Genomic DNA, 21,428 nt, shown 5'->3' on the forward strand with positions numbered 1-21,428 from the left:
GCAGTTTGTCCCTAGAAAACGCCTGCGCGCGGGCCGGTTTCGGCCCGCGTTGCGTTTCGCGACCCGTGGTCCTGCCCGTCAAGCTTGCGGACCGGACCTGTCGGCGGCGGATTTGTCATGATCCCGAAAAGCGGCCTTCCGGTTTTCATCATGTCCAGATCATCCGCATAGGAGGGCGCGTTTCCTCGATCCACCGACTTAACTTTTGACAAGAGGACGCGATGACTAAGCGCAATGAGGCGAAGTACAAGATCGATCGCCGTATGGGCCAGAATATCTGGGGCCGCCCGAAGAGCCCGGTCAACAAACGCGAATACGGCCCCGGCCAGCACGGCCAACGCCGCAAGGGCAAGCTCTCCGATTTCGGAACCCAGCTCCGCGCCAAGCAGAAACTCAAAGGCTATTACGGCAATATTTCCGAGCGCCAGTTCTATGCGATTTACGTCGAAGCGACCCGCATGAAAGGCGATTCGGGCGAGAACCTGATCGGATTGCTCGAGCGCCGTCTCGACACCGTGGTCTATCGCGCCAAGTTTGTGCCGACCATGTTCGCCGCGCGCCAATTCATCAACCACGGCCACGTCAAGGTGAACGGCCGCAGAGTCAATATTCCGAGCTACAAGCTAAAGGTCGGCGATACCGTCGAGGTGAAGGATGCATCGAAACAGCTCGCGCTGGTGCTGGAAGCCAACCAACTTGCAGAACGCGACGTGCCCGATTTCATCGACGCAGACCACAACAAGCAGAGCGCGAAGTTCATTCGCATTCCACAGCTTGCGGACGTTCCTTTCGCGGTGCAGATGGAGCCTCATCTGATCGTCGAATTCTATTCGCGCTGATCCGGACCATCCCGATTCGAAAAAGCCCCGGTCGCCCGGGGCTTTTTTTATGCGACGCGAACCATTTGAATCAGTCGCTGTCCGGTTCGCTTTTGGTGATTTCCCCACTCTTCGGATCAACGTGAAGATCATAACGGACGCCGTTGAGATCGGCTTCCAGCTCCCAATAGCCATCGTCCGCTTCGACTTTGCTGAAGTTTGTGTATCCCTTCCCGGTCAGCTTCTGAATGACCTGATCCGCGGGTATCCAATCGGTCCCCGGTTGGTCAGCATGAGCAAGGCCGGAAGCTGCCAAGACCCACGCTGTCGCCACTGCTGCAAATCGCATTTTCATCCCAGGATCTCCTTGAACAAAGGGAACTGGCTCTCCCATGAACCGCCGCCCGTTGTGAAGGTTCCTCGGGACACGCAACGCATGATCAGCGTCGATCACGGTTAGCTGCGGGGTCCAGCGCCGCATCAACGGCAGCAAAGCGGGAAGACCGGTGGGAATGGCGTGGAAAGGCTATCGATGCCAATCACGCCGCTGCCGGGTGGAATTCATCTGCTACGTGATAAATGGCGTCAACGCTCAACGTCCTGATATCGGCGACGTGACGCTCCCGTCGCGCCGGACCGATGACGCCGCAATCAGGCCGATGCCGGTGCGCTGAAGGTGATGCCCTTGTCGGAGAACAGTTTCTGCAACTCGCCAGCCTGGAACATTTCACGGACGATATCGCAGCCGCCGACGAACTCACCCTTGACGTATAATTGCGGGATCGTGGGCCAGTTCGAGTAGGTCTTGATACCGTCGCGCAGTTCAGGAGATTCAAGGACGTTCAAACCCTTGTAGCCCACGCCGACGTGGTCGAGAATCTGAACCACCTGCCCCGAAAAACCGCACTGAGGAAATTGCGGCGTGCCCTTCATAAACAGCACGACGTCATTCGACTTCAGTTCGTTCTCAATGGTTTCCTTAATGCTCATCGTCACATCCTTTAGCCGCGCGTTAAAACAAGCCGCGAACAGCCCGTCGCGACTTGCGGTATATATAGTCCGAAACCTTCGTGTAACAAATAAATTGGCGGGGAACGCCCCGACCTCCGGGAAGTCTTCAGCTGCGCGGCATCGGACCCCCGTCGCGCCTCTGATTCCATCCCGCGCGAACGGATTGTTCCACGGAACCCATTCTCCGCGACAACGTTCCTCTCCAAACTGGAGAGTTCTGTGGCGAATCCTTTATCTGTCGCCGGGGCGGCCCCCCGTTTCTCACGGTTATCGACTTCGGGAGCGCTGGCCGATCACGTCGCGGAAGCATTTCTAGCGGTCCGGGATGAGACCGAGCGGCGCGCGAAGCCGCTGACGCCGGAAGACCAGATGGTGCAGTCGATGCCGGATGCCAGCCCGACGAAATGGCATCGCGCGCATACAACCTGGTTCTGGGAACAATTCCTGCTTGCCGAACACAGTCCCGGCTATGTCCGGTTTCACCCTGATTACGCCTTCCTGTTCAATTCGTATTATGTCAGCGCCGGCCCGCGTCATGCGCGCGCGGCGCGGGGCCATCTGACCCGCCCCGGCGCAGAAGAGATTACCGCCTATCGCCGGCATGTCGACGCCGCGGTCGTCAGATTTTTCAACGACACCGATGACAACGTCCTGGCGGGGCTGATGCCGCTGATTGAAGCGGGCCTCAATCATGAACAACAGCATCAAGAGCTGATGCTGACGGACATTCTGCACGCCTTTGCCCAAAATCCGATGGCGCCGGCTTATGACGCGTCGTGGTCGTTCCCTGCCCCACGCGCCGGCAGCGGATGGACTAGCCTGATTGAGGGCATCCACACCGTTGGATACCAGGGCGCCAGCTTTCATTTCGACAATGAAAAGCCTGCCCACCGCGTCCTGGTCGGGCCGGTAAAACTCGGACGCGGCCTCGTCACCAATGCCGACTGGCTCTCTTTCATGGACGATGGCGGCTATCGCACCGCGGCGCTATGGCTGATGGACGGCTTTGCGGCGGCGACCAACGAGGCGTGGGAGGCCCCAGGCTACTGGCGCAAGACGGACGATGGCTGGCAGGTCATGACGTTGGGCGGATTGCGGCCGATCGATCCAAACGCACCGGTCTGCCACGTGAGCTATTACGAGGCCGATGCATTCGCGCGCTGGAGCGGCAAGCATTTGCCAACCGAGATGGAATGGGAAGTCGCGGCACGGGCCGGACAGCTCAACGATGCGTTCGGCACGGTCTGGCAGTGGACGCGAAGCGCTTACGCGCCTTATCCGGGATATCGCGCAAGCCAAGGCGCGCTCGGGGAATACAACGGCAAGTTCATGGTCAACCAGTTCGTTCTCCGCGGCTCATCGCTGGCGACGCCGGAACGGCATAGCCGTGTCAGCTACCGGAACTTTTTTTATCCGCATCAACGTTGGCAATTCACCGGTCTGCGGCTTGCAGACTACAGCCTCTGATTGCTATCAGCTCAAATGCGTCGCGACTCGCAGGGAGATTATCATGAACCCGCATGCTACCGCTTTGTCCGCGCCTCGTGGATCCGATGGAAGCGTGCGGTCATTCGCCCATGATGCGATCGCAGGATTGACTCATCATCCAAAACAACTTCCGCCAAAGTATTTTTACGATTCAGCAGGCTCTGAACTGTTCGAGCAGATCACGCGGCTTCCCGAATATTATCCTACCCGCACCGAACTCGGCATTCTGCGCGACCAGTCCGCTCAAATTGCTTCGATCATTCCCGCACATGCGGTACTTGTGGAGTTCGGAGCCGGCGCTCCTACAAAAGCGCGGTTGCTGCTGACCGCGCGTGAATTTGCCGCCTATGTGCCAGTGGACATTTCGGGCGATTTTCTCAACGCGCAGGCCGACGGCTTGCGAAAAGACTTTCCTCATCTCGAAATCCATCCGGTGACGACGGACTTTACCGCGCCATTCCTTCTGCCCGATCAGGTCCGCGCCATGCCGAAAGTCGGCTTCTTCCCCGGATCGACGCTGGGCAATTTCGAGCCGCACGAAGCCAGCCGCTTCCTGCGTGGAGCGCGCGATATACTGGGTGAAGGCGCGCACATGCTGATCGGTGTCGATCTCGAGAAGAAGGAACGGAGGATGTACGAAGCCTATAACGATGCTGCTGGCGTCACCGCGCGCTTCAACCTGAACATTCTGGCTCGCGTCAACCGCGAGCTCGGTGGAAATTTCGACCTATCCGCGTTCGCCCATCGCGCGATCTACAATCGGGATCGCCACAGGATCGAGATGTATCTCGTCAGCAAAAAGCCGCAGACGGCCCGCTTGCAGGGCCGCAGCTTCTTCTTTCGCACCGGCGAAAGCATCCATACCGAAAGCAGCTACAAATATAGCATCGACCGTTTCAACGCCCTGGCAAAAGGTTCTGGTTGGACGCCAATAGCGGCGTGGACCGACCCGGAGCAGATGTTCTCGGTTCACGCGCTGGTGTGCTGAGGGCAGCTACTCCGGCACGCCGGTCTGCAACGCCAATGCGTGCAACACCCCGCCCATCTGGCCTTTCAGGGATTGATAGACGAGTTGATGCTGCTGCACGCGGGACTTGCCGCGAAACGACTCGGAAATCACTGTCGCCGAATAGTGGTTACCGTCGCCCGCGAGATCCTGGATTGTCACCTGGGCGTCCGGAATCGCCTCCTTGATCATCGATTCAATATCGCGCGCTTCCATCGCCATCAAAGTGTCTCCCAAATCCGGCTCGGAGCCTCTCCGCTCCTGATGGAGTCAGAGGCGGGCTCCATGGTTCTTGATCTGACGCGTCTTCTTCACGCGAACTGATATCTACGTCGCTGGAAAACGCTATGGCCTCGAATAATGCACTGGAATCCACGCAACGACGGTTCAACTTAACGTGGCTGCCTCGTCACGTCACGTAGATCGATCCTATACCCGCACGAACTTCCGATCCGCAAGAGCAAGGAACCCGGCAGGCCGCACCGGTTTGCGGCAAGCGCTGCGTACCGTGCGCCGCGATCACCCTTTTCCCGTCATATAGTCCGGCAGCCAGCTTTCAAAACCATGCTGCAAGGTTTTGACGTTGACGGCGCGCTCGCCGGCGATAGCGACCTCCTGGCCACCGGTCAGCCCGATCTGAATGCAGGGCACCTCAACCGCCTTGAGCTTGGTAAAAACGCTCAACAGATCCCGCTCGTGAACGGTCACGATATAGCGCGCCTGATCCTCGCCGAACCACCACGCATGCGGCACGATCGCTGCCGGAGCGGCGTCGAGTGCGGCGCCGATGCCGCTCGCCATCGCCATTTCCGCCAGCGCGACAAGAAGTCCGCCGTCGGAAACGTCATGAACCGCCGTGGCCGTTCCGGCATGGATCATGCCGCGCACTACATCGCCATTGCGCTTTTCCGCGGCGAGGTCGACCGGCGGCGGCGCCCCCTCCTCGCGTCCGCAAATGTCGCGCAAGTAAACTGACTGACCGAGCCAGCCTTGTGTGTCGCCGATCAGCAGGATCGGATGCCCCTCGGCCTTGAAGGCAAGCGAGGCCGACTTCGTGAAGTCATCGAGCAGGCCGACGCCGCCGATCGAGGGGGTCGGCAGAATGCCTCGGCCGTTGGTCTCGTTGTAAAGTGAAACGTTGCCGGACACGACCGGGAAGTCCAGCGCGGCGCAGGCCGCCGCGATGCCCTTCAGGCAGCCGACGAACTGGCCCATATTCTCGGGACGTTCCGGATTGCCGAAGTTCAGGTTGTCGGTAATCGCAAGCGGACGGCCGCCAACGGCGGTGATGTTGCGCCAGGCTTCCGCGACCGCCTGCTTGCCGCCTTCAAACGGATCAGCCTCGCAATAGCGCGGCGTCACATCGACCGTAAGCGCGAGCCCCTTCGGCCCTTCCTCCACCCGCACCACCGCCGCATCGCCGCCGGGCCGCTGCACGGTGTTGCCGCCGATGACATGGTCGTACTGCTCCCAGACCCATCGCTTCGAGCACAGTTCGGGGGTTGCGATCAGCCTTTCCAGCGCATCAACCACCGGCAAAGGCGGCGCAACGTCGCGCGCCTGAACGACGGGCAGCTGTGGCGAGGGCACATGCGGCCGATCATACAAAGGCGCTTCCGATTCAAGCTCCTTGATCGGCAGGTCGGCCATCACATCACCGCCGTGCCTGACGACGAAGCGCCTGCTCGGCGTGGTGGTGCCGACGATGGCGAAATCGAGCCCCCATTTCCTGAAGATCGCCTCCGCTTCCTTTTCCTTTTCGGGCTTGAGCACCATGAGCATGCGCTCCTGGCTTTCGGAGAGCATCATCTCGTAAGCGCTCATGCCTTGTTCGCGCGTCGGTACGCTGTCGAGATCGAGATCGACGCCGAGATCGCCCTTGGCGCCCATCTCGACCGCCGAACAGGTCAGCCCCGCCGCGCCCATGTCCTGGATCGCGACGACGCAGCCCTTCGCCATGATCTCGAGACAGGCTTCCAGCAGCAGCTTTTCGGCGAAGGGATCGCCGACCTGAACGGTCGGACGCTTCTCCTCGCTGTCGTCGTCGAATTCGGCGGACGCCATGGTCGCGCCGTGGATGCCGTCGCGGCCGGTCTTGGAGCCCAGATAGACGATCGGCATGTTCACGCCAGACGCCGCCGCGTAGAAGATCTTGTCGGCGTCGGCGAGCCCGACCGCCATGGCGTTGACGAGGATGTTGCCGTCATAGCGGGTGTGGAAACGCACCTGTCCGCCGACAGTCGGCACCCCGAACGAGTTACCATAGCCGCCGACGCCGGCGACGACGCCCGACACCAGATGCCGCGTCCTGGGATGCGACGGATCGCCGAAGCTCAGCGCGTTGAGGCAGGCGATCGGGCGGGCGCCCATGGTGAAGACATCGCGGAGGATGCCGCCGACACCGGTGGTCGCGCCCTGATAGGGCTCGATGTAGCTCGGATGGTTGTGGCTCTCCATCTTGAACACCACCGCCTGCCCGTCGCCGATGTCGATGACGCCGGCGTTCTCGCCCGGCCCCTGAATGACCCATGGCGCTTTCGTCGGCAGCCCGCGCAAATGGATGCGCGAGGACTTGTACGAGCAGTGCTCGTTCCACATCGCCGAGAAGATGCCGAGTTCGGTGAATGTCGGCGTCCGGCCGAGCAGCTTCAGAATGCGCTCATACTCATCCGGCTTGAGGCCGTGCGAGGCGACGAGTTCGGAAGTGATCGGGGGTTCGTTGCGGATCATTGCGCTTTCGGCCAAACTTTTTCAGCGATTGAGACAAATTGCGAGATAGCCATAGATCGTCTTTCATTCCGCGCCCGGCTTCCGGGCGTATCCAGACGTTCAATGATTCTGGGGCGATCCGCTTGCCAGATCTCCAATGTCTCCAAAGTTGCTTTATCCGGCAAAACGAGAAGGACCGCATCGAATTGGCCATCCACGATCTTAGGGACACGACCTCGTCGACGATCATTCGAAGAAACCGTACGTCCTTTAATTTGGTAGCGTTCGCGACAACCACCTACGTCACGGAAGGCATCAAACGCCGGGGTTCTCGCCATTTCGAGAGTCAGACCGAGCTTCTCTGCCGCTTCGTATTCAGCAACTTCTCCGGTGACTCCGAGAGGCTTCTTCGTCAAATGATAGTATTCACGAGCGATTCGTTTGGCTTCTTTCAAAAGGAAGCCAACTCGCTCCTGATCATTCACGCCGCCCGCTCCAGATGCGCCACGAGTCCGGCGAACAGGCCGCGCCCGTCGGTGCAGCCCATGATGTCTTCGACGTGATTTTCCGGATGCGGCATCATGCCGAGCACGTTGCCGCGCTCATTGACGATGCCGGCGATCGACTGCGCCGCGCCGTTAATGTTGTGGGTGTCGCCGATCTCGCCGGATGGCGAGCAATAACGATAAAGAACGCGGCCCTCGCCTTCCAGACGGCGGATGGTGTCCGCGTCGGCGGCATAGTTGCCCTCGCCATGAGCGACCGGCACGCGGATCACCTGCCCGGCATTATAGCCGCGCGTGAACGGCGTGTCCGAGCGTTCGACCCGCAGATGCACGTCATGGCAGATGAATTTCAGCCCCGCGTTGCGCATCAGGATTCCGGGCAACAACCCGGACTCGCAGAGAATCTGAAACCCGTTGCAGACGCCGAGCACAAGACCGCCATCCGACGCGAAGGCGCGCACCGCGTCCATCACCGGCGCGCGCGCGGCGATGGCGCCGCAGCGCAGGTAATCGCCGTAGGAAAAGCCGCCCGGCGCCACGACGAGATCGGTGCCCTCGGGCAACGAGGTTTCCGCGTGCCAGACCATGGCGGGCTCGCGCCCGCATACGAGCCGCAATGCGCGCGCCATGTCGCGCTCGCGATTGATGCCGGGAAAAACGAGGATGGCGGACTTCATGTCGTGCGTCGCCTAGCCCAGAACCTCGACGCGATAATTCTCGATCACGGTGTTCGCCAGCAGCTTATCGGCGGCGGCCTTGAGCGCGGTCTCCGCCATCGTCCTGTCGCCGTCGAGTTCGATATCGAACACCTTGCCCTGGCGCACGCTGGCGATGCCCTCGATACCCAGCGACTTCAGCGCCCCCTCGATGGCCTTGCCCTGCGGATCGAGAACGCCGGTTTTCAACGTAACAGTGACGCGTGCCTTCATATCCAGCTTCTATCTTTTCCGTCTTCGCAAGACAGCGAAACTAACCCTTCACCAGCACCGGACCAGCGCCGATCGGCCGTTCGTTCTCCATCAGAATGCCGAGCCGCTTCGCAACTTCGGTATAAGCTTCCAGGAGCCCGCCGAGATCGCGACGGAAGCGATCCTTGTCGAGTTTCTCGTTCGACTTCATATCCCACAACCGGCACGAGTCGGGAGATATTTCATCGGCGACGACGATTCTCATCATTTCATTCTCGAACAGCCTGCCGCATTCCATCTTGAAATCGACCAGCCGGATGCCGATGCCAAGAAACAGCCCGGTCAGGAAATCGTTGACGCGGATCGCCAGCGCCATGATGTCGTCGATCTCCTGCGGCGTCGCCCAGCCGAAGGCCGTGACGTGCTCTTCGGACACCATGGGATCGTTGAGCTGGTCGTTCTTGTAATAGAATTCGATGATGGAGCGCGGTAGCTGAGTGCCTTCCTCGATACCGAGCCGCTGCGACAGCGAACCCGCCGCGACGTTGCGGATCACGACTTCCAGCGGCACGATCTCGACCTCGCGGATCAACTGTTCGCGCATATTGAGTCGCCGGATGAAATGCGTCGGCACCCCGATGTCGTTGAGGTGCTGGAACAGGTACTCCGAAATCCGGTTGTTGAGGACGCCCTTGCCCTCGATCACCTGATGCTTCTTGGCATTGAACGCAGTCGCGTCATCCTTGAAGTGTTGAATCAGGGTGCCCGGCTCCGGTCCTTCGTAAAGCACCTTGGCCTTGCCTTCGTAAATGCGACGCCGACGGCTCATTGGGATGTACCGTGTGTTGTTGAAATCCATGAAGTTGATGTGCTCCGAGCGCTTGATGTGACCGTGGCGGAGCTGCCGCGAAGACCAGGAACCCTGAACAAGAAAAGGAAACAGAACAAGAACCCAAGCCTGTCCGCAACGTAGCCGATTGAGTCACCCCGCACAATCAATGCCGGCCGTCAGAGGCGAAGTTTTACCCGCTCCTGCGACCTTGCGCCTGTTGTTCCCGGATAGGTCCTTTCCTATCTAGGATGTAACTTAGGAACTCCAACCGGTCGCGGCAACGCGGCCGGTCGGCAGTTTCTCGCAACAACCGAAAACCGGACCCAGGCCATGAACTCATTCGAAAAGCGTCAAGAAGGTTTTGAGAAGAAATTCGCGCTCGACGAGGAACACAAATTCAAGGCCTTTGCCCGCCGGAACAAACTGTTGGGCCTGTGGGTCGCGGAGAAGCTCGGAATCACCGGCGACGCCGCCAATGCCTATGCCCAGGAGGTCGTCGCCGCCGACTTCGAACAGCCGGGTGACGACGACGTGCTTCAGAAAGTGATGCGCGACCTCACCGCCAAGAATGTCGCACTCACCGAGCAGCAGGTCCGCGCGCAGATGGATATGTTGTTGGCGGAGGCCGTAGCCCAGGTGAAGGCGGGGACGTAAGCTCTCCCGCCTCCCTCATTTTTTCCAACAAAATTTGCCCGCGCCGGTTTTGCGCCGGGCGCGGATCATACAGGGGCGATTCGCGACGCGTTGCCCCTGCTTTTCTTCGTGGTGACCAAGCCGGTAGCGCGGAGCCGTGCTCTCACGCCTTCTCGAGCTGATGCTCCAGCTGGCTCCCTGTCGTCGTCCCGGAAGGACCGGCATACTTGAACGGCAGGAATTTGCCGCACATGCCGATCTTGACACGATCGCCCTTCGGACTGGCCACGCGCGAAAGCTCCAGGTCGAAGTCGATCGCCGACATGATGCCATCGCCAAACTGTTCCTCGATCAGCACTTTCAGCGCCGGTCCGTTGATCATCACCAGTTCGTACAGGCGGTAGATCAAGGGATCGGACGGCGGCATCGGCACGCCCGCGCCACGCACGGGCACCTCGGTGAGCATCGCGATTTCCTCCTTGGAGAGGCCGAACAGCTTTCCGGCGATCGCCGCCTGCGGCTTGGTCAGCCTCATGTGGCCGAGCAGCGCGCTGACGATCAAAATCTCGGAATAACCGCCGATCTCGGCTGCGATGTAGGACCAGCTCCATTCCTTCTCGCGCTTGACGTCGAGAATCTTTTCGGTGAGGTCGGATCGCTTCATCATCGTCTCCCGTCTGACATGAAAGGGGCCTGGGACAATCCTTTGCAATGCCCGTGCCACGAACGCGAAGGCGCTCCGGACAGCCGCTTGACATGAGAACCCAGTGCGGACGGCGAGCGATTGATCGGAATTTGCGCAATGAATGCCACTTATGAAGGCACCCGTCATAGCGTGCAGTTCCGCGAGGCGGGAGGTTACTCCCTCATGCTCTTGCTCACGCGGCACCTCTCCCGCCCTCACCCGCCTTCGCGTGAAACCGGACGAACCCCCTTCGCCATCCTTCCCGCCAGCCCATCCAGCGTACCCGCCAGATCGGCCTCCACCGCCGCCGCCTCGATATCCACCACGCGATAGCCGCGTTCGGCCAGCCACGCCCCTCGCGCGGCGCGGTCTTTTGCGATGGCATCGCTCTCGTTCGCGTTCACCAGTTCGATCGCGATGCGCTGCACGAACGACACGAAATCCGGGATGTGCCGCCCGACCGGGGTCTGACGCTTGAACTGGCCGGCAAAGCGGCGATCGCGCGTCAGCGCTTGCCACAGGATACGCTCGGCATCGGTGGGATTTCGCCTGAGCAGCCGCGCCAGCCCGCGCACCGTGCTGCTGCTGTCCACGGAAGCCCCTCCCGGCCCCTGCTCGGCCAGCAGCGCCCGCAGCCGCGTCGCCTGCGCGCCGTCGAGGACGCCGCCCTTGGCCGGTCCCTTGCGCCCTTCCGCGATCGCCATCACCACGCCGTGCAGCGTGTGCATGTCCTGCTTGGTCGGCTCCATGCGGGTGAAGATGTTGCGCAGATTGACCAGCATGGTGTCGCGCTTTTCCGGCGGGCGGAGGAATTCGACCTTGTCGAGTTCGCTGACGAGATTGTCGAAGAACGCCTGCATCTGATGTTGCGAGGCCCGCTCCGAGCGCTCCGGCATCGCGAACGGCAATTCGCCCCGCGTCACCAGCTTGAACCATTCGTAACCCATCAGCAGCACGGCCTGCGCCAGGTTGAGCGAGGCGAAACCGGGATTGACGGGATAGGTGATGATGCGGTCGGCCATCGCCACCTCCTCGTTCAACAGGCCGGCGCGCTCGCGGCCGAACAGGATGCCGACATGACCCCCGGCCGCGATCTGCGCCGTCGCCTCGACCGCCGCCGCTTCCGGGGCCACCACGGGCTTGGCCTGATCGTGGGCGCGCGCGGTGGTCGCAAACAGCAGCGTACAGTCGGCGACCGCCTCGGCCACGGTGTCAAACAGTTCGACGCGCGAGAGGATGTGGTCGGCGCCCGCCGCCGCGCGCTGCGCCGCGATGTTGGGCCAACCGTCGCGCGGATTGACGATGCGCAGCCGCGTCAGGGCGAAATTGCCCATGGCGCGCGCCGCCATGCCGATGTTCTCGCCGAGCTGCGGCTCGATCAGAATCACGGTGGGGCCGACGACGTCGATGCCGGTTTTCGTCCTGTCGGTGCCGGACATCTGCCTCGTCTTTCAATTCAAGCTGAGAGTCTGGTTCAAGGGCGCTGCTGCCCAGGTCTTCGATCGCGCCTTTATCACTTTTTCTCAAGTCAAATAATGAGCTTATGAAGTCAGCTTGAATTTCCGGCGGAAGATGAGGATTGCTCGCCAAAATATGGAGATGGACTTGCCGGCGAAGGGCCGGAATGTCTGGAAATCAGCGCCGTCATGCGGCCGGCTCGGCTTCCGCCTGCGCCGTCGCGATGTTATAGCCCGGGCCATCTCCTTCCGAAGCGCAGCTATTTCCGAAAAGGCCCGATCCCCCATGGCAAAAATCAAGGTGACCAATCCCGTCGTCGATCTCGACGGCGACGAGATGACCCGGATCATCTGGAAATACATCAAGGACAAGCTCATTCATCCGTTCCTGGATATCGAGCTGATGTATTTCGACCTGGGGATGGAGTTTCGCGACGAGACCGACGATCGGATCACGGTCGAGGCCGCCAACGCCATCAAGAAGGTCGGCGTCGGCGTGAAGTGCGCCACCATCACCCCGGACGAGGCCCGGGTGAAGGAATTCGGCCTCAAGCATATGTGGAAGTCGCCGAACGGCACCATCCGCAATATCCTTGGCGGCGTGATCTTCCGCGAGCCGATCATTTGCAAGAACGTGCCCCGCCTCGTCCCGGGCTGGACCAAGCCGATCATCATCGGCCGCCACGCCTACGGCGACCAGTACCGCGCCACCGACATCAGGTTCCCGGGCAAGGGAACGCTGAGCATGAAGTTCGTCGGCGAGGACGGGACGGTAATCGAGCGCGAGGTATTCAAGACGCCCGGCCCCGGAGTCGCGATGGAAATGTATAATCTCGACGATTCCATCGTCGATTTCGCGCGCGCCTCGTTCAATTACGGCCTGCTGCGCGGCTACCCGGTCTACCTCTCCACCAAGAACACTATCCTCAAGGTCTATGACGGCCGCTTCAAGGATATCTTCCAGGATATCTACGACCGGGAGTTCAAGACACAGTTCGAGGCCCGCAAGCTGACCTATGAGCATCGTCTGATCGACGATATGGTGGCCTCGGCGCTGAAATGGTCCGGCGGCTATGTCTGGGCCTGCAAGAACTACGACGGCGACGTGCAGTCGGACACGGTGGCGCAAGGCTACGGCTCGCTCGGCCTGATGACCTCGGTGCTGCTGACGCCGGACGGCCAGACCGTCGAGGCGGAAGCCGCCCATGGCACCGTGACGCGGCACTATCGCGAGCATCAGAAGGGCAAGGAAACGTCAACGAATTCGATCGCCTCTATCTTCGCCTGGACCCGCGGCCTGTCGCATCGCGCCAAGCTCGACGACAATGAGGCGCTGGCGAATTTCGCGACCACGCTGGAGAAGGTCTGCGTCGACACCGTCGAGGCCGGCTTTATGACCAAGGACCTCGCGCTTCTGGTCGGCCCCGACCAGCGCTGGCTCTCGACCACCGGCTTCCTCGACAAGGTGGCCGACAACCTGACCAAGGCGATGGCGGTGGCTTAAAGCATTTCGCTTCCGATTGAATCAGGAGCGGAGCTTGAGATTGTTGTTCTGACTTGTATTCGCAGACCGGTTACGCGCCCATCGCCGCGGCGATAGCGTCGAGCGCCGCGCTCGCCTTTGCCCCATCGGGACCGCCGGCCTGCGCCATGTCCGGCTTGCCGCCGCCGCCCTTGCCGCCAAGCACCTCGGATGCCTTGCGCACAAGATCGACCGCCGAGAAGCGGGTTACCAGATCGGGGGTCACGCCGACGACGACGCTGGCCTTGCCGTCGCCGCTGGTCGCGACCAGCGCGACGACGCCCGAGCCGAGTTGCTTCTTGCCCTGATCCGCGAGGCTCTTGAGATCCTTGATCTCGATGCCTTCGACCGAACGCGCCATCAGCTTGATGCCGCCGACATCGCGCACGCCCGTCGCCGCACCGGAGGATGCGCTCGCGGCCCCTCCTCCCATGGCGAGCTTCTTGCGGGCCTCTGATAATTCGCGCTCGAGCTTCTTGCGCTCCTCCACCAGCGCCGCGATCCGCGCCGGCATGTCGTCGAGCGAGGTACGTAGCTCGCCAGCCGCTGTCTTCGCCAGCTGGATGGCGTCGTTGGCGTGATGGCGCGCTCGATGCCCGGTGAGCGCCTCGATCCGGCGCACGCCGGACGCCACCGCGCTTTCGCTGATCACCGAGATCAGGCCGATATCGCCGGTGCGCTTCACATGAGTGCCGCCGCAGAGTTCAACCGACCAGCCGAGCGCATTGCTCGGCGCGCCCTGCCGTCCCGCGCCGCCCATGGACACCACGCGCACCTCGTCGCCGTACTTCTCGCCGAACAGCGCCCGCGCGCCCGCCTCGCGCGCGTCGTCAACCGCCATCAGCCGCGTCGTCACCTCGCCGTTCTCCAGCACGACATCATTGGCGATGTCCTCGATCCGGCGCAGTTCGTCGCCGCTGATCGGCTTGTTGTGGGCGAAATCGAAGCGTAGTCGCTCGGGCGCGACCAGCGAGCCGCGCTGCGCGATGTGATCGCCGAGCACCTGCCGCAGCGCCTCGTGCAGCAGATGGGTCGCGGAATGGTTGGCGCGGATTGCCGCGCGGCGGTCGTGATCGACCTCCAGCGCCAGCGCCATACCGGGCGCAAGAACGCCCTGCTCAACGATGCCGAGATGCACGAACAGATCGCCCGCTTTCTTCTGCGTGTCGGTGACACGAAAGCACACGCCATCAGCAGTGAGAGCGCCGGTGTCGCCGACCTGGCCACCGGATTCCCCATAGAACGGCGTCTGGTTCAGAACGATGGCCCCGCTCTCGCCGGCTTTGAGAATGTCGGTTTCCTTGCCATCCTGCACGAGCGCAACGACGACGCCTTCGGCACTCTCGGTCTCATAACCGAGAAACTCGGTGGCGCCGAGTTTCTCGCGTAATGGAAACCAGATCGACTCGGCCGCAGCCTCGCCCGAACCCGACCAGGACGCCCGCGCCTTGGCCTTCTGCTGCTCCATCGCGTCGGTGAACGACGCCAGATCCACGCCGATGCCGCGCGCGCGCAGCGCGTCCTGGGTAAGATCGAGCGGAAAGCCGTAGGTATCGTACAGCGTGAACGCGGTCTCGCCGTCGAACATGTCGCCCTTCTTCAGCGACGCACTCTTCTCATCCAGAATGGAGAGCCCGCGATCCAGCGTCTTGCGGAAACGCGTTTCCTCAAGCCGCAACGTTTCTTCGATCAGCGACCGCGCGCGCTGCAATTCGGGATAGGCCTCGCCCATCTCGCGCACCAGCACACCCACCAGCCGCCACATCAGCGGCTCCCTCGCGCCGAGCAACTGGGCATGGCGCATGGCGCGGCGCATGATCCGGCGCAGCACATAGCCCCGGCCTTCGTTCGACGGCAGCACCCCGTCGGCAATCAGGAACGAGGATGCGCGAAGGTGATCGGCGATCACCCGCAGCGACGCCTTCATCGGACCTTGCGGGTCCGCGCCGGTCAGATCCGCCGCGGCCCGGATCAACGCTACGAACAGGTCGATGTCGTAGTTGTCGTGCTTGCCCTGAAGCACAGCGGCCACGCGCTCGAGCCCCGCGCCGGTGTCGATCGAGGGCTTCGGCAGGTTCGGACGGCTGCCGTCGGACAGCTTCTCGTATTGCATGAATACGAGATTCCAGATCTCGACGAACCGGTCGCCATCCTCGTCCGGAGACCCCGGAGGTCCGCCGGGAATCCTGTCACCGTGATCGTAAAATATCTCCGAGCACGGTCCGCACGGTCCGGTGTCACCCATCTGCCAGAAATTATCCGCGCCAGCGATGCGGATGATGCGGGATTCCGGCAGGCCCGCGATCTTCTTCCAGAGATCGAACGCCTCGTCGTCGTCGATGTAGACGGTGGCGGTGAGCCTGTCCTTCGGCAGGCCGAACTCCTGGGTGACCAGTTTCCATGCCAGTTCGATCGCGCGGTCCTTGAAGTAATCGCCGAACGAGAAATTCCCGAGCATCTCGAAGAAAGTGTGATGCCGCGCGGTATAGCCGACATTGTCGAGATCGTTGTGCTTGCCGCCGGCGCGCACGCATTTCTGCGAGGTGGTGGCGCGCTGATAGGATCGCTTTTCGACGCCCGTGAAAACGTTCTTGAACTGCACCATGCCCGCGTTGGTGAACATCAACGTCGGATCGTTGCGCGGAACCAGCGGCGACGACGGCACGATCTGGTGGTCGTTGGCCGCGAAGAAGTTCAGAAACGCCGACCTGATGTCGTTAACGCCGCTCATTGTGTTCCATCGCGCAAATTAGGGACTCGCGGCCCCGAACACTTCCACAAAAGTGCAACCGGTTGCGATCATAATACGCGCAAGTCAGCAGCCGCATTTCGTCCAGCGACCGCCTTTTAGACGGGGGCAGCCGGGCTGTCCAGAAACTGTGCAGGAGGATCAGGGGCTTGGCCGATCCGAATAACATCCGTTGAAAGATGCTGCGGTGCGTTGACAGCCTTGCTGAAACCGTATTTTCCTCATATCTGCTATGTTTAGTCGCGCCGGGAGAGATCGGCCGCTTTCTGAATGGGGAAGCAGGCCGGCGCCGAAGGAGCAACCGCCCCGGAAACTCTCAGGCAAACGGACCGCGCGACTGGTTTACATCTGGAAAGAGACCCTTGCGGACCGGCGGTCCGTGCCGGGTCCGCCGACGGGATAATACTCTCAGGCACAGCGACAGATGGGGTCTCTAACGGGTTTGCAGGGAATCGTCCCTTTAACCGCGAGGCCCCCTGATGGCGACGCACGTTTCAGAAGCGCCGATCCTGCAAGAAACGCCTCTCCACGCGCTGCTCCTGGCGCGGGGTGGCAAGATGGTTGCGTTTGCGGGCTATGACATGCCGGTCCAGTACCCTTCCGGCGTGCTGAAGGAACATCTCCACACCCGCGCCAGCGCCGGCCTGTTCGATGTCTCGCATATGGGCCAGATCGCGCTGCGGCCGAAATCCGGCAACGTCAGGGACGCCGCGCTGGCCCTAGAGCGGCTGGTGCCGCAGGATATCGTAGCGGTCGCGCCGGGCCGGCAGCGCTATGCCCAGTTCACCAATGCGGCCGGCGGCATACTCGACGACCTGATGGTGGTCAATCTCGGCGATCATCTGTTTCTGGTCGTCAACGGCGCCTGCAAAGCCGCTGACGAGGCCCATCTTCGCGAGCACCTTTCCGATGCCTGCACCATCGAGGTTCTGGCGGATCGCGCGCTGGTGGCGCTGCAAGGCCCGAAGGCGGCGTCCGTGCTGGCGAAGATATGTCCTGAAGCGCCGGCGATGCGCTTCATGGACGCCTCGGCGCGGATTATGCGAGTCGCTGGAGACGCAGTCGATTGCTTGGTGTCGCGTTCGGGCTACACCGGCGAGGACGGTTACGAAATTTCGATTCCCGGGGCTCACGCCGAGAACGTGGTGTCGGCATTGCTCGACGATCCCGACGTGATGCCGGTCGGACTTGGCGCGCGCGACAGCCTGCGGCTCGAGGCCGGTCTCTGCCTTTACGGTCACGACATCGACGCGACGACAACCCCGATCGAGGCCGCGCTGGAATGGTCCGTGCAGAAAAGCCGGCGTAGCGGGGGCGCGCGCGCGGGTGGCTTTCCCGGTGCGGATGTCATTCTGTCCCAATTCGAGCAAGGCGCGGCGCGCCGCCGCGTCGGGATGAAGCCGGAAGGCCGCGCGCCCGTGCGCGAGGGCGCATTGCTGTTCGCCGATGCAGGCTCCGTCGATCCGATCGGCACCGTGACGTCGGGCGGCTTCGGGCCGAGCCTGAACGCGCCGATCTCGATGGGCTATCTGCCGGTCTCACATGCCGCCACGGGCGGTCTCGTCTTTGCAGACGTACGCGGACAGCGGCTGCCGCTGCGGGTGTGCACGATGCCTTTCGTTCCACACAATTACAAGCGTTGAGGATTTGTCATGACCGTTTTGTATACCACCGATCATGAATGGCTCCGCATTGAGGGCGAGACTGCAACGATCGGCATTACCGGCTACGCGCAGTCGCAACTCGGCGACGTTGTCTTCGTCGAACTTCCGAAAATCGGAAGCCAGCTCAAGAAGGCCGAAGCGGCCGCGGTGGTGGAGTCGGTCAAGGCAGCCTCCGACGTCTATGCGCCGATTGCGGGCGAGGTTCTGGAGGTCAACGACGCACTCGGCGCGGAGCCTGGGCTGATCAATTCCGATGCCGAAGGCAAGGCCTGGATTTTCAAGCTCAGGATCGCCAACAGGAGCGAGCTCGAGGGTCTAATGGACGGGACGGCCTACAAGACGCACACGGCGTAAACATTTTACGTGCCTGGCACAAAGCCCGGCATGGCGCATTCATAACCTATCTATGTATCAAGGAGTCATTCAATGATCGCCCGTGAAGATCCCGCCACGACCTTCGCGCGCCGCCATATCGGTCCATCGTCACGCGATATCGCCGCAATGCTGGAAACCGTTGGCGCGAAGAGCCTCGAGGCGCTGATGAACGAGGCGTTGCCCCCGTCGATCCGCCAGACGGCGCCGCTCGATCTCAGTGAGGGCTTGAGCGAAGCCGAAGCGCTGGCGCATATGCAAAGCCTCGCCGCGCAGAACCAGCTGTTCACATCGCTGATCGGGCAAGGCTATTCCGGCACGATCCTGCCGACGGTGATTCAGCGCAACATCCTGGAAAATCCGGCGTGGTACACGGCCTACACACCCTATCAGCCGGAAATCAGCCAGGGCCGGCTGGAAGCGCTGTTCAATTTCCAGACCATGATCTGCGATCTCACAGGCCTTGATGTCGCCAATGCGTCGCTGCTGGATGAAGCAACGGCGGCGGCAGAGGCGATGGCGCTGGCTGAACGCGCATCATCGGTGAAAACGAAAGCGTTTTTCGTCGATCACGACGTGCATCCGCAAACACTGGCGGTGCTGCGCACCCGCGCAGAACCGCTAGGCTGGACACTCGTTACCGGAGATCCGTTGCGCGATCTCGACAAAGCCGACGTGTTTGGAGCGGTGCTGCAATATCCCGGCACATCCGGCGTTGTACGCGACCTGCGCCCCGCCATCGCCGCGGTCAAGGCGAAAGGCGGCCTTGCGGTGATCGCAGCGGACCTGCTGGCGCTCGCGCTACTGGCCTCGCCCGGCGAGCTCGGCGCCGACATCGCCGTCGGCACCGCGCAACGCTTCGGCGTGCCGATGGGATATGGCGGCCCGCACGCGGCTTACATGGCGGTGCGCGACGCGCTGAAGCGGCTGCTGCCCGGCCGCATCGTCGGACTGTCGGTGGATTCACGCGGGGCGCCGGCCTATCGCCTTGCTTTGCAGACCCGCGAACAACACATTCGCCGCGAGAAAGCCACCTCGAACATCTGCACCGCGCAGGTGCTGCTGGCGGTGATCTCCTCAATGTACGCGGTCTATCATGGGCCGGAAGGGCTGGCGCAGATCGCGCGTACCGTACATCGTCATACCGCGATTTTGGCGGCTGGGTTGACGAGGCTCGGTTTCGCGCCGCTCAACAGTACGGCTTTCGACACGCTGACCGTGAGCGCCGGCGATCGGCAAAGCGAGATCGCCTACCGCGCATGCAGCCAGGGCATCAACTTCCGGATCAACGCAGACGGCACACTCGGCATCGCTCTTGACGAACTCACCACACCGGAGACTGTCGAAGCGGTGTGGCGCGCTTTTGGCGCCGCATTTTCTTATGCGGACGTCGAGGCGCGCGCGCCCGATTTGCTGCCGCCGGACCTTGAGCGCAAGACGGCTTATTTGACCCATCCGGTCTTTCATGAACACCGCTCCGAAACGGAGCTGCTGCGCTACATGCGAAAGCTCAGCGACCGCGATCTCGCGCTTGACCGCGCCATGATTCCGCTCGGCTCCTGCACCATGAAGCTCAACGCCACCACCGAAATGATTCCGCTGACCTGGGCGACTTTCGCGAGCCTTCACCCCTTTGCGCCGCCCGAGCAGGCGGAAGGCTATCACATACTGTTTGAGAACTTCGAACGATGGCTGCTCGACATCACCGGCTACGATGCGATCTCGCTACAGCCGAACTCCGGCGCGCAGGGTGAATATGCCGGACTTCTGGCGATCCGCAGCTATCACGCGGCGCGCGGCGAGGGTCATCGCACGGTGTGCCTGATCCCCTCTTCCGCGCACGGCACCAACCCGGCCTCCGCCAACATGGCCGGGATGGACGTCGTGGTGGTGGCTTGCGATGCGCGCGGTGACGTTGACGTCGACGATTTGAAGGCCAGGGCGGCGCAGCACGCCGATCGTCTCGCCGCGATCATGATCACATATCCATCGACGCACGGCGTGTTCGAAGAGCGCATCCGCGAGATTTGCGACATCGTGCATAGCCATGGCGGGCAGGTCTATCTCGATGGCGCCAACATGAACGCGCAAGTCGGCCTGTCGCGGCCCGGCGACTACGGCGCCGATGTCAGCCATCTCAACCTGCACAAGACCTTCTGCATTCCTCACGGCGGCGGCGGACCGGGCATGGGCCCGATCGGCGTGAAGGCGCATCTCGCGCCTTTCCTGCCCGGTCACCCCGTGACCGACGGCGCAACGCCATCCGCGGTCGGACCGGTCGCGGCGGCACCGTTCGGCTCGGCCTCAATTCTCACCATCTCCTACATTTACATGCTGATGATGGGCGGCGAAGGTTTGAAGCGGGCGACCGAAGTCGCGATCCTCAACGCCAATTATATCGCGCAGCGCCTCGATCCGCATTTCCCGGTGCTATATCGCAACGTCAAGGGACGGGTCGCGCATGAATGCATCATCGACCCTCGTGCGCTGAAAACCAAAACCGGCGTCACCGTGGATGACATTGCCAAACGGCTGATCGACTACGGATTCCATGCCCCGACCATGAGTTTTCCGGTACCCGGTACGCTGATGATTGAACCTACCGAATCCGAATCAAAAGCGGAGCTGGACCGTTTTTGCGACGCCATGATCGCGATCCGGCACGAGATTGCCGAGATCGAGACCGGACGCTGGAAAGTCGAGGCATCGCCGCTGCGCCATGCGCCTCATACGGTCCACGACATCGCCGACGACACCTGGTCGCGACCCTATAGCCGCACCCAAGGCTGCTTCCCGTCCGCGACCTCGCGTTCGGATAAATACTGGTCTCCGGTCGGGCGGGTCGACAATGCCTATGGCGACCGCAATCTCGTCTGCTCCTGTCCGCCCACGGAAGACTACGCGCAAGCCGCGGAGTAGAAGGTCGCAACTGCCTTCTAATTTCGCGCCCTCTCCCTTCTCCCTTTGGGAGAAGGCGAAATGGATGATCGCAAAGCCGGACGCTGGGGATGTCGGCAATTCAACATCCACAGCGCCCGTCTCTTCCAAGAGGCGCGACAGATCTCCAC

General features: G+C 61.8%; 19 protein-coding genes and 1 riboswitch. Of the genes, 8 read left to right on the forward strand and 11 right to left on the reverse strand.

Features of this window, described 5'->3' with window-relative positions:
* The first annotated feature begins 221 nt into the window (after positions 1 to 221).
* Positions 222 to 839, forward strand: a complete 618-nt coding sequence (rpsD, locus tag NB311A_RS04050) for a 30S ribosomal protein S4 (protein ID WP_009797182.1) — start codon at positions 222 to 224, stop codon at positions 837 to 839.
* 70 nt (positions 840 to 909) lie between these two features.
* Here rpsD and NB311A_RS04055 read toward each other — a convergent pair whose 3' ends face one another.
* A complete protein-coding gene (locus NB311A_RS04055; RefSeq protein ID WP_245256920.1) occupies positions 910 to 1,272 on the reverse strand; it encodes a PepSY domain-containing protein in 363 nt (120 codons plus the stop codon).
* A 197-nt stretch (positions 1,273 to 1,469) separates the two neighbouring features.
* The gene (grxD, locus tag NB311A_RS04060; RefSeq protein WP_009797184.1) at positions 1,470 to 1,808 is read right to left on the reverse strand and encodes a Grx4 family monothiol glutaredoxin; all 339 of its coding nucleotides are present in this window, start codon (positions 1,806 to 1,808) and stop codon (positions 1,470 to 1,472) included.
* Positions 1,809 to 2,048: 240 nt separating this feature from the next.
* On the opposite strand from grxD, the gene egtB reads away from it, so the two are divergent.
* Positions 2,049 to 3,296, forward strand: a complete 1,248-nt coding sequence (egtB, locus tag NB311A_RS04065; protein ID WP_009797185.1) for an ergothioneine biosynthesis protein EgtB — start codon at positions 2,049 to 2,051, stop codon at positions 3,294 to 3,296.
* A 43-nt stretch (positions 3,297 to 3,339) separates the two neighbouring features.
* Positions 3,340 to 4,305: an L-histidine N(alpha)-methyltransferase gene (gene egtD / locus NB311A_RS04070; RefSeq protein WP_009797186.1), complete on the forward strand. Its 966-nt coding sequence runs from the start codon at positions 3,340 to 3,342 to the stop codon at positions 4,303 to 4,305.
* Positions 4,306 to 4,311: 6 nt separating this feature from the next.
* Here the strand turns inward: egtD and NB311A_RS04075 are convergent, their stop codons facing one another.
* The 6 genes from NB311A_RS04075 to purC form a co-directional block, all read right to left on the reverse strand.
* On the reverse strand, positions 4,312 to 4,545 hold the full coding sequence (locus tag NB311A_RS04075; RefSeq protein ID WP_009797187.1) for a BolA family protein: 234 nt from the start codon (positions 4,543 to 4,545) through the stop codon (positions 4,312 to 4,314).
* Between the two features lie 297 nt (positions 4,546 to 4,842).
* On the reverse strand, positions 4,843 to 7,053 hold the full coding sequence (gene purL, locus NB311A_RS04080; RefSeq protein WP_009797188.1) for a phosphoribosylformylglycinamidine synthase subunit PurL: 2,211 nt from the start codon (positions 7,051 to 7,053) through the stop codon (positions 4,843 to 4,845).
* Positions 7,050 to 7,517 carry a hypothetical protein gene (locus tag NB311A_RS04085; RefSeq protein ID WP_009797189.1) on the reverse strand — a complete coding sequence of 156 codons (468 nt, stop codon included), beginning with the start codon at positions 7,515 to 7,517 and terminating at the stop codon, positions 7,050 to 7,052. Before NB311A_RS04085 ends, purL begins: the two co-directional genes overlap by 4 nt.
* Positions 7,514 to 8,215 (reverse strand): phosphoribosylformylglycinamidine synthase subunit PurQ, encoded by a 702-nt coding sequence (gene purQ / locus NB311A_RS04090; RefSeq protein WP_009797190.1) that lies wholly within the window; start codon positions 8,213 to 8,215, stop codon positions 7,514 to 7,516. The genes NB311A_RS04085 and purQ overlap by 4 nt, the downstream gene beginning before the upstream one ends.
* A gap of 12 nt (positions 8,216 to 8,227) precedes the next feature.
* Positions 8,228 to 8,467, reverse strand: coding sequence for a phosphoribosylformylglycinamidine synthase subunit PurS (gene purS, locus NB311A_RS04095; RefSeq protein ID WP_009797191.1), 240 nt, complete (start codon positions 8,465 to 8,467; stop codon positions 8,228 to 8,230).
* 40 nt (positions 8,468 to 8,507) lie between these two features.
* The gene (gene purC, locus NB311A_RS04100) at positions 8,508 to 9,275 is read right to left on the reverse strand and encodes a phosphoribosylaminoimidazolesuccinocarboxamide synthase (protein WP_009797192.1); all 768 of its coding nucleotides are present in this window, start codon (positions 9,273 to 9,275) and stop codon (positions 8,508 to 8,510) included.
* Between the two features lie 333 nt (positions 9,276 to 9,608).
* Here purC and NB311A_RS04105 point away from each other — a divergent pair, with 333 nt between their 5' ends.
* Positions 9,609 to 9,932 (forward strand): DUF1476 domain-containing protein, encoded by a 324-nt coding sequence (locus NB311A_RS04105; RefSeq protein ID WP_009797193.1) that lies wholly within the window; start codon positions 9,609 to 9,611, stop codon positions 9,930 to 9,932.
* 142 nt (positions 9,933 to 10,074) lie between these two features.
* Here NB311A_RS04105 and cynS read toward each other — a convergent pair whose 3' ends face one another.
* Together cynS and NB311A_RS04115 are read right to left on the reverse strand one after the other, a co-directional pair.
* Positions 10,075 to 10,575, reverse strand: coding sequence for a cyanase (gene cynS / locus NB311A_RS04110; RefSeq protein WP_083780375.1), 501 nt, complete (start codon positions 10,573 to 10,575; stop codon positions 10,075 to 10,077).
* 236 nt (positions 10,576 to 10,811) lie between these two features.
* The gene (locus NB311A_RS04115; RefSeq protein WP_009797195.1) at positions 10,812 to 12,035 is read right to left on the reverse strand and encodes a TrmJ/YjtD family RNA methyltransferase; all 1,224 of its coding nucleotides are present in this window, start codon (positions 12,033 to 12,035) and stop codon (positions 10,812 to 10,814) included.
* 304 nt (positions 12,036 to 12,339) lie between these two features.
* Here NB311A_RS04115 and NB311A_RS04125 point away from each other — a divergent pair, with 304 nt between their 5' ends.
* Complete coding sequence (locus NB311A_RS04125) at positions 12,340 to 13,557, forward strand: NADP-dependent isocitrate dehydrogenase (RefSeq protein ID WP_009797198.1); 1,218 nt, start codon at positions 12,340 to 12,342, stop codon at positions 13,555 to 13,557.
* A gap of 70 nt (positions 13,558 to 13,627) precedes the next feature.
* Here the strand turns inward: NB311A_RS04125 and alaS are convergent, their stop codons facing one another.
* Positions 13,628 to 16,306, reverse strand: coding sequence for an alanine--tRNA ligase (gene alaS / locus NB311A_RS04130; protein WP_009797199.1), 2,679 nt, complete (start codon positions 16,304 to 16,306; stop codon positions 13,628 to 13,630).
* A 254-nt stretch (positions 16,307 to 16,560) separates the two neighbouring features.
* Positions 16,561 to 16,665, forward strand: a riboswitch (glycine riboswitch).
* A gap of 138 nt (positions 16,666 to 16,803) precedes the next feature.
* Here alaS and gcvT point away from each other — a divergent pair.
* From gcvT to gcvP, 3 genes are all read left to right on the forward strand, one after another.
* Positions 16,804 to 17,967: a glycine cleavage system aminomethyltransferase GcvT gene (gene gcvT, locus NB311A_RS04135; protein ID WP_009797200.1), complete on the forward strand. Its 1,164-nt coding sequence runs from the start codon at positions 16,804 to 16,806 to the stop codon at positions 17,965 to 17,967.
* 9 nt (positions 17,968 to 17,976) lie between these two features.
* Positions 17,977 to 18,342: a glycine cleavage system protein GcvH gene (gcvH, locus tag NB311A_RS04140; protein WP_009797201.1), complete on the forward strand. Its 366-nt coding sequence runs from the start codon at positions 17,977 to 17,979 to the stop codon at positions 18,340 to 18,342.
* Positions 18,343 to 18,414: 72 nt separating this feature from the next.
* Positions 18,415 to 21,279 (forward strand): aminomethyl-transferring glycine dehydrogenase, encoded by a 2,865-nt coding sequence (gene gcvP / locus NB311A_RS04145; RefSeq protein WP_009797202.1) that lies wholly within the window; start codon positions 18,415 to 18,417, stop codon positions 21,277 to 21,279.
* Positions 21,280 to 21,428 lie beyond the last annotated feature (149 nt).

Origin of the sequence: Nitrobacter sp. Nb-311A (genome assembly GCF_000152905.1) — a bacterium.
In the GTDB taxonomy this organism is placed as follows: Bacteria; Pseudomonadota; Alphaproteobacteria; order Rhizobiales; family Xanthobacteraceae; genus Nitrobacter.